At 70.5% G+C, this 5,921-nt stretch carries 6 protein-coding genes; 4 read left to right on the plus strand and 2 right to left on the minus strand.

Annotation, left to right across the window (positions count from 1 at the left end; all coding sequences use genetic code 11):
- Window positions 1-346 precede the first annotated feature (346 nt).
- Window positions 347-1,963 (plus strand): sigma-54 dependent transcriptional regulator, encoded by a 1,617-nt coding sequence (locus tag VF794_RS28785; RefSeq protein WP_331115894.1) that lies wholly within the window; start codon window positions 347-349, stop codon window positions 1,961-1,963.
- Here the strand turns inward: VF794_RS28785 and VF794_RS28790 are convergent, their stop codons facing one another.
- Window positions 1,964-3,400 carry a DUF92 domain-containing protein gene (locus tag VF794_RS28790; protein WP_331115896.1) on the minus strand — a complete coding sequence of 479 codons (1,437 nt, stop codon included), beginning with the start codon at window positions 3,398-3,400 and terminating at the stop codon, window positions 1,964-1,966. It lies immediately after the preceding gene.
- 23 nt (window positions 3,401-3,423) lie between these two features.
- Window positions 3,424-3,945: a J domain-containing protein gene (locus VF794_RS28795; RefSeq protein ID WP_331115898.1), complete on the minus strand. Its 522-nt coding sequence runs from the start codon at window positions 3,943-3,945 to the stop codon at window positions 3,424-3,426.
- Between the two features lie 160 nt (window positions 3,946-4,105).
- Between VF794_RS28795 and proC the strand changes: the two genes are divergently transcribed.
- Genes proC through VF794_RS28810 form a run of 3 tightly spaced genes read left to right on the plus strand, consistent with a single transcriptional unit; the run spans window position 4,106 to window position 5,786 of the window.
- Window positions 4,106-4,933 (plus strand): pyrroline-5-carboxylate reductase, encoded by an 828-nt coding sequence (gene proC, locus VF794_RS28800; protein ID WP_331115900.1) that lies wholly within the window; start codon window positions 4,106-4,108, stop codon window positions 4,931-4,933.
- 22 nt (window positions 4,934-4,955) lie between these two features.
- The gene (locus VF794_RS28805; protein WP_331115902.1) at window positions 4,956-5,483 is read left to right on the plus strand and encodes a DivIVA domain-containing protein; all 528 of its coding nucleotides are present in this window, start codon (window positions 4,956-4,958) and stop codon (window positions 5,481-5,483) included.
- A gap of 3 nt (window positions 5,484-5,486) precedes the next feature.
- Window positions 5,487-5,786, plus strand: coding sequence for a DUF167 domain-containing protein (locus tag VF794_RS28810; RefSeq protein WP_331115904.1), 300 nt, complete (start codon window positions 5,487-5,489; stop codon window positions 5,784-5,786).
- Window positions 5,787-5,921: the final 135 nt, after the last annotated feature.

The raw sequence follows: 5,921 nt of genomic DNA on the forward strand, positions 1-5,921 counted from the left end.
GGTTATCGTAGACATGGGAAGGTGTTATCAGAAGCTGTTGAGCAGAAGGAGCTTGGCGTCCCCCGCCAACTTGATGTGTTGCTTCCAGGGACGATTCACGGACGTGACTTCGTCGTTTTGTGTGCCTGTGTTTGGATTGATTTCGCAACGCCGAGCTCGTCATCCCTTCACGTTCTTGGCGTGACCGCGCAGACAGCAATCGTTGTGCCATGGGGAGCGCCGGGGAGCTGTATCTGGGGGAGGCGTCCGGGGAGGCTCGGACATCTCTTTGACGCGTCAACGGACACGTCCGTTGACGCATCCGGGGTAGACTCGGACCTCTCTCCGTCCGTTGCCGAGCAGCCCCATGAAGCAGAGCCCGTCCACCGACCTGTCGACGACCACCATCCAGACGCGCAGCAGGGAGGAGGACACGCCGCATCCCATCCCGGCGCTGACGGTCGTCTCCCACCCGGTGAGTCAGCGCGTCGGCGAGCGGCTGCTGCTCGGGGCCCTGACCGCGGGCCGCAAGGTGCTGCTATCGCGCAGCGCCCCGGACTTCACCCGTCCCGGCAGCCTGCTGGCCCTGCCCCTGGGAGACCCATTCATCAGCCGCAAGCCTCTCGTCCTCGAGCCCGGTTCCGGGGGAGGAGTGCGGCTGTATGTGGAAGGGGACGGGATGCAGGTGCGGGTGGGTGATGAGCTTCTGAGGGGTGTCCGGGAGCTCGGTCCCCAGGCGCTGGCCGCCGGGGTGCCGCTGGTGCTCGCCGAGCGTGTGGTGCTGCTGCTGCACCTGGCGTCCTCACACGAGGGACCCCTCCCGGAGCTTCCCTCCATGGTGGGCCAGAGCGAGGGCCTGCGCCGGGTGAAGGAGGAGCTGGCGCGTGTGGCGGACCTGGACGTCCCGGTACTCATCCGGGGCGAGACGGGGACGGGCAAGGAGTTGGTGGCGCGGGCCCTCCACCAGGGCAGCCCCCGTCGCCAAGGCCCCTTCATCAGCGTCAACCTGGGTGCCCTCCCCAGGGAGTTGGTCATCGCCGAGCTCTTCGGGTCGCAGCGGGGAGCCTTCACCGGCGCCAACCGGGACCGGGAGGGCCTCTTCCGCGCGGCCCACGGCGGCACCCTCTTCCTCGACGAGGTGGGCGAGGCCTCCCCCGAGGTGCAGGTGGCGCTGCTGCGCGTGCTGGAGACGGGAGAGGTCTTCCCGGTGGGCAGCCACTCGCCGGTGTCCGTGGACGTGCGGCTGGTCACCGCCACCGACGCCAACCTGGAGGCGCGCATCGACGAGGGGCTCTTCCGGGCCCCACTGCTGCACCGGCTGGCCGGCTACGAAGTCCGCCTGCCGCCCCTGCGCGAGCGCCGCGAGGACATCGGCCTGCTCTTCCACCACTTCGCCCGCGGGGAGCTGGAGCGCACCGGCGAGCTCCACCGCCTGTCCTCCACCGACCCCCAAGCCGAGCCCTGGCTACCCACGGCGCTGGCGGTGCGACTGGTGCGCCATGCCTGGCCGGGCAACATCCGCCAGCTGCGCAACGTCACCCGGCAGCTCGTCATCGGCAGCCGGGGCCTGCCCCGCCTGCGCACCGACGCCCGGCTGGAGCAGGAGCTGGACGCCGCCGCCCTGCCCCTCCCCAGCGGCACCCGGGTGGACTCCTCCACCGAGCGCCGGGTCCCCGAGGTGGAGCAGGAACCCCTCCCCCGGCGCAAGCCCTCCGAGGTGGAGGAGCACGAGCTGCTCGCCGCCCTGCGCGACTGCTCCTGGGAGCTGCAGTCGGTCGCGGACCGGTTGGGCATTCCCCGCCCCTCCGTCTACACGCTCATCAAGCGCTTCCCCCACCTGCGCACCGCGGGGGACCTGAATCCGGAGGAGATTGAGCGCTGCTTCCACGAGTGCCGGGGTGATCTGGACGCCATGGTGGAGCGGCTCCAGGTGTCCCGACGCGCCCTCCAGCGCCGCATCCGCGAGCTGCGCCTCGGCACATGATCAGGCCCAGAAGGCCAGCAGAGCGCCCGCGACGGTGGCCACCACGTTGACGGTGTCGTTGCCCAGCCAGGAGAAGCCCCGGTGCGGCCGGGCGGGCTGGCCACAGCGGTGCACGCGGCGCTCCGTCTCCCGGCCGCAGGCATCGCACCAGCGCACGTCCTGCACCGTGGCCCCCAGGAAGCTGTCGACCAACGAGCCCACCACTCCCGCCAGCACGAGCCAGGGCACGAGCGACCACCGGGCGCCCGCGAGCGCGGCCACGAGCCCGACGAAGGCGGCGCCCGCGGTGGCGGCCAGCAGCCCGATGCCCGAGACGGCACCGGACGTGCCGGGCGCCACCGGCCGCAGCGTGGTGAGCAACCTCGGAGGCGAGCGGGAGAGGACCCCCAGCTCGGTGGCCCACGTGTCCGCGTTGGCGGCGACCAGGGCTCCCAGCATGGCCAGGGCATAGCGCTCGTCTCCGGTGACGCCCAGCAGCACCGCCGCCAGCGCGGCCACGCCTCCGTTGGCCATGGCCTGTCCCAGGTCGCGCGTCCCCGTCTTCGCGTACTCCTCCTCCACCCCGGCCTTCCGGGTGCGGAACGCCTTGGAGAGCGCACTGGAGGAGATGAAGAAGCCGAGCAGGGCCGCGACTCCCACCGGCCCCGCCAGCCCGAAGACAGGCGTGCCGATGAGGAGGGCTCCCAGCACGCCGCTCGGGCTGAGCGAACCTCGGGCCCACGAGAACACGCCGATGAGGAGGGCCACCCCCGCGCCCACGCCCAGGCCCGAGGCCAGCGCGGGAGGCACGAGGTAGAGGACGATCCCGGCGGCCAGCGGGACCCAGAGGTTGTCCCGTCCCTTGGTGCCGAGCGCCTCGGCACAGGTGGCCACCACGGCGCACAGGAGGGCCAGCGGCACCTTCGGCATGTCCGGGGCGAGGCCCGGCATCCACGTCAGCGTGCCCAGAACGGCCACGAAGGTGCCGACCAGCATGGCCAGCGAGCCCTCCAGGCTCTTGTGCTCTCCACCGAGCGTCTCGTACCGGTGGTGCCCGAAGCGCCGGCCCACCAGCGAGGCCAGGGCATCTCCCACGGCCATGGCCATGACGCCGCCCGCCGCGGCCGCCGGCTTGTCCCACGCGAGCCACACGAGCAGCGAGAAGGCCACGGGGAACCAGACCGTCCCCAGGTTGTCGGGCTCGGCCTCCACGGACTTGAGCAGGCGCTCGCGGTGGATGAGCCAGTTGGCCGCCACCGCCGTCACCGAGGGCACCACGGCCAGGGCCGGGTTCTGGAAGAGCAGCAGCGCGCCGAAGATCCAGAAGCCCACGCTCACGTGGATGATCTTCCGCGAGAGGTCGCGAGACAGCCCCAGGCGCACGGCCGACTCACCCGCGGCCACGCAGACACCGATGTACCCATAGGACCAGAGGAGCGCCTGGACGTCCTGATTCATGGGGCCGAGCCTCGCGCGCATCCCTACCGGCTGCGCGTCGGCAGCACCGTGGCCGCGCGCACCGGCGCAGTTCCCGCCTCCAGCGCCTCGATCCGCTTGCGCTGCCGGTGGCGGAGGATCTTCTCGTACGCCACGTTCAGCTCGCGCATCTTCGCCTCCGAGCCGCCCCGGTCCGGGTGCCGCTCCAGCGCCAGCTCGCGGAAGCGCGCGCGGACGACGTCCGCCGAATCCAACGGCGACACCCCCAGCACCCGGTACGGATCCTGATCGTCCAGCGCCGCCAGCCACTGATCCAACCGACCCTTCACCGCGATGAAGCGCTCGTCCGCCTCCGTCTTCTCCTTCACCGGGTGCGTGCGCATCTTCGCGTCCGCCTTGAAGATGTCGCTATAGGTGCTCGACACCCACCGGTGGCACGAGCCGCAACGGAAGTACTTCACCTGAGGGCCTGACTGGCAGGACATCCGCACACCGCAGTGGGTGCACTCGACCTCGACGTTCTCCAGGGTCCGCCAGTTCCAGCTCGCCGCAGCCGCCGCGCTCATGGGTGCTCTCGACCTCTCCGTTCAGGCGCTACAGGCCTGTTGTGGGTGTCAAGGTCCCACGATCCGATCTCCCGTCAAGAAATCGGTAACCAGACGGTACGCGCCCCTCCCTCCTCACACGGACCGTCCGGGCCCCCCCGTTTCACGGTAGATCCCCCGGATGCTCGATAGGACGATCGCCTTCCTCGGCGCCGGAAACATGGCCGAGGCACTCATCAAGGGGCTGCTGCGCGCCGGGACCGCGAAGCCCGAGTCGCTCATCGCCACCGGCCGACGCTCGGAGCGGCTGGAGACGCTCCAGCGCACCTACGGGGTGCGCACCACCCACGACAACCTGGCCGCCGTGCGCGAGGCGGACGTGGTGGTGCTCTCCGTCAAGCCGCAGGCGCTGGACAAGGTGCTCGTCCAGGTGGCCTCGGAGGTGGATCCGCGCAAGCTCATCATCTCCGTGGCGGCTGGCGTGCCCATCGCGGCCATGGAGCGGCGGCTGGGCGCCGGGGCCCGCATCATCCGCACCATGCCCAACACCCCCTCCCTGGTGGGCGCGGGCGCCTGCGCGCTCTCCCCCGGCGAGCACGCCAGCGAGGAGGACCTGGCGGTGGCCACCCGCATCTTCCAGTCCGTGGGCACCACCACCGTGCTGGACGAGAACCTGCTGGACGCCGTCACCGGCCTGTCCGGCAGCGGGCCCGCCTACATCTTCCTCATCATCGAGGCCCTGTCGGACGCTGGCGTGAAGGTGGGCCTGCCCCGCTACACCGCCCTCAAGCTCGCCGCCCAGACGGTGTTGGGCAGCGCCCAGCTCCTCATCGAGACCAACGCCCACCCCGGCCAGCTCAAGGACCAGGTGACGAGTCCCGGCGGCACGGCGATCGCCGGCCTGCATACCCTGGAGGCAGGCGGGCTGCGCACCACCCTCATCAACGCCGTGGAGGCCGCCACCCGCCGCGCCAAGGAGCTGGGGGAGCAGTTCCTGGAGAAGTCCTAGAGCTGGCCTATACTGGGGTGCCATGAAGATCACCCCGCTCGACATCCGGCAGAAGCGCTTCGAGACGGCCCTGCGCGGCTTCTCGAAGCGAGAGGTGGAAGCCTTCCTGGAACTCATCGCCGGTGAGTTCGAGGAAGTGGTGAAGGAGAACATCGGCCTGAAGGAGGAGCTCAAGCGCACCCAGCTCAAGCTGGAGCAGCACCTGGAGCGCGAGCGTACCCTGCAGGAGACGATGGTCACCGCCCAGCGCATCAGCGAGGACATGAAGGGCGCCGCCAAGAAGGAGGCGGAGATCATCCTCGCGGACGCCGAGCACCAGGCGGAGAAGATCGTCCACGGCGCCCACCAGCGGCTGGTGCAGGTGGTGGAGGACATCAACGAGCTCAAGCGCCAGCGCGCCCAGTTCGAGTCCCAGGTGAAGTCCGTGGTGGAGGCGCACCAGAAGCTGCTGGAGACGTTCAGCGGCCGCACCTTCGCCGACAAGGACTACGCGCGCGTCGAGGACAACGTGGCCTACCTCACGCAGAAGAAGGCCCAGAACGCCGAGTAGTCCATGGCCGCCTCCTGGCTCAAGGAAGTCCCCGGCGCGGTGGAGCTCGCCGTGCTGGTGCAGCCCCGGGCCTCACGCACCCGCGTGGTGGGCGAGCACGATGGGATGCTGAAGATCCAGCTCGCCGCCCCTCCCGTGGATGGAGAGGCCAACGCCGCCCTGCTCGAGTTCCTCGCCAGACGCCTGGGCGTACCCCGGCGCCAGGTGACGCTGGTGTCGGGTGACGCTTCGCGTCGCAAACGGGTACGAGTCGAGGGGCTTGGCGTGGCGGCGGCCGAGGCTGTTATGTCTGGGGGCACGTGAGGCTCTCATGCGCCACCTGCTGTTGCTCCTGACGTTGCTGCTCTCACCCCTCGTCGGGGCACAGGAAGGGCACCTCGGCCCCACCCCGGAGGCCGGCCATGCCAACGGCGGCGTGGAGCCGGCGATGGTGCCCCT

Origin of the sequence: Archangium sp., from assembly GCF_036389735.1 — a bacterium.
Classification (GTDB): domain Bacteria; phylum Myxococcota; class Myxococcia; order Myxococcales; family Myxococcaceae; genus Archangium.

Bases quoted from the DNA above. Each gene is read 5' to 3' on its own strand.
- VF794_RS28785 (WP_331115894.1), top strand. From the start codon at position 347: ATGAAGCAGAGCCCGTCCACCGACCTGTCGACGACCACCATCCAGACG.
- VF794_RS28790 (WP_331115896.1), bottom strand. From the start codon at position 3,400: ATGAATCAGGACGTCCAGGCGCTCCTCTGGTCCTATGGGTACATCGGT.
- VF794_RS28795 (WP_331115898.1), bottom strand. From the start codon at position 3,945: ATGAGCGCGGCGGCTGCGGCGAGCTGGAACTGGCGGACCCTGGAGAAC.
- proC (WP_331115900.1), top strand. From the start codon at position 4,106: ATGCTCGATAGGACGATCGCCTTCCTCGGCGCCGGAAACATGGCCGAG.
- VF794_RS28805 (WP_331115902.1), top strand. From the start codon at position 4,956: ATGAAGATCACCCCGCTCGACATCCGGCAGAAGCGCTTCGAGACGGCC.
- VF794_RS28810 (WP_331115904.1), top strand. From the start codon at position 5,487: ATGGCCGCCTCCTGGCTCAAGGAAGTCCCCGGCGCGGTGGAGCTCGCC.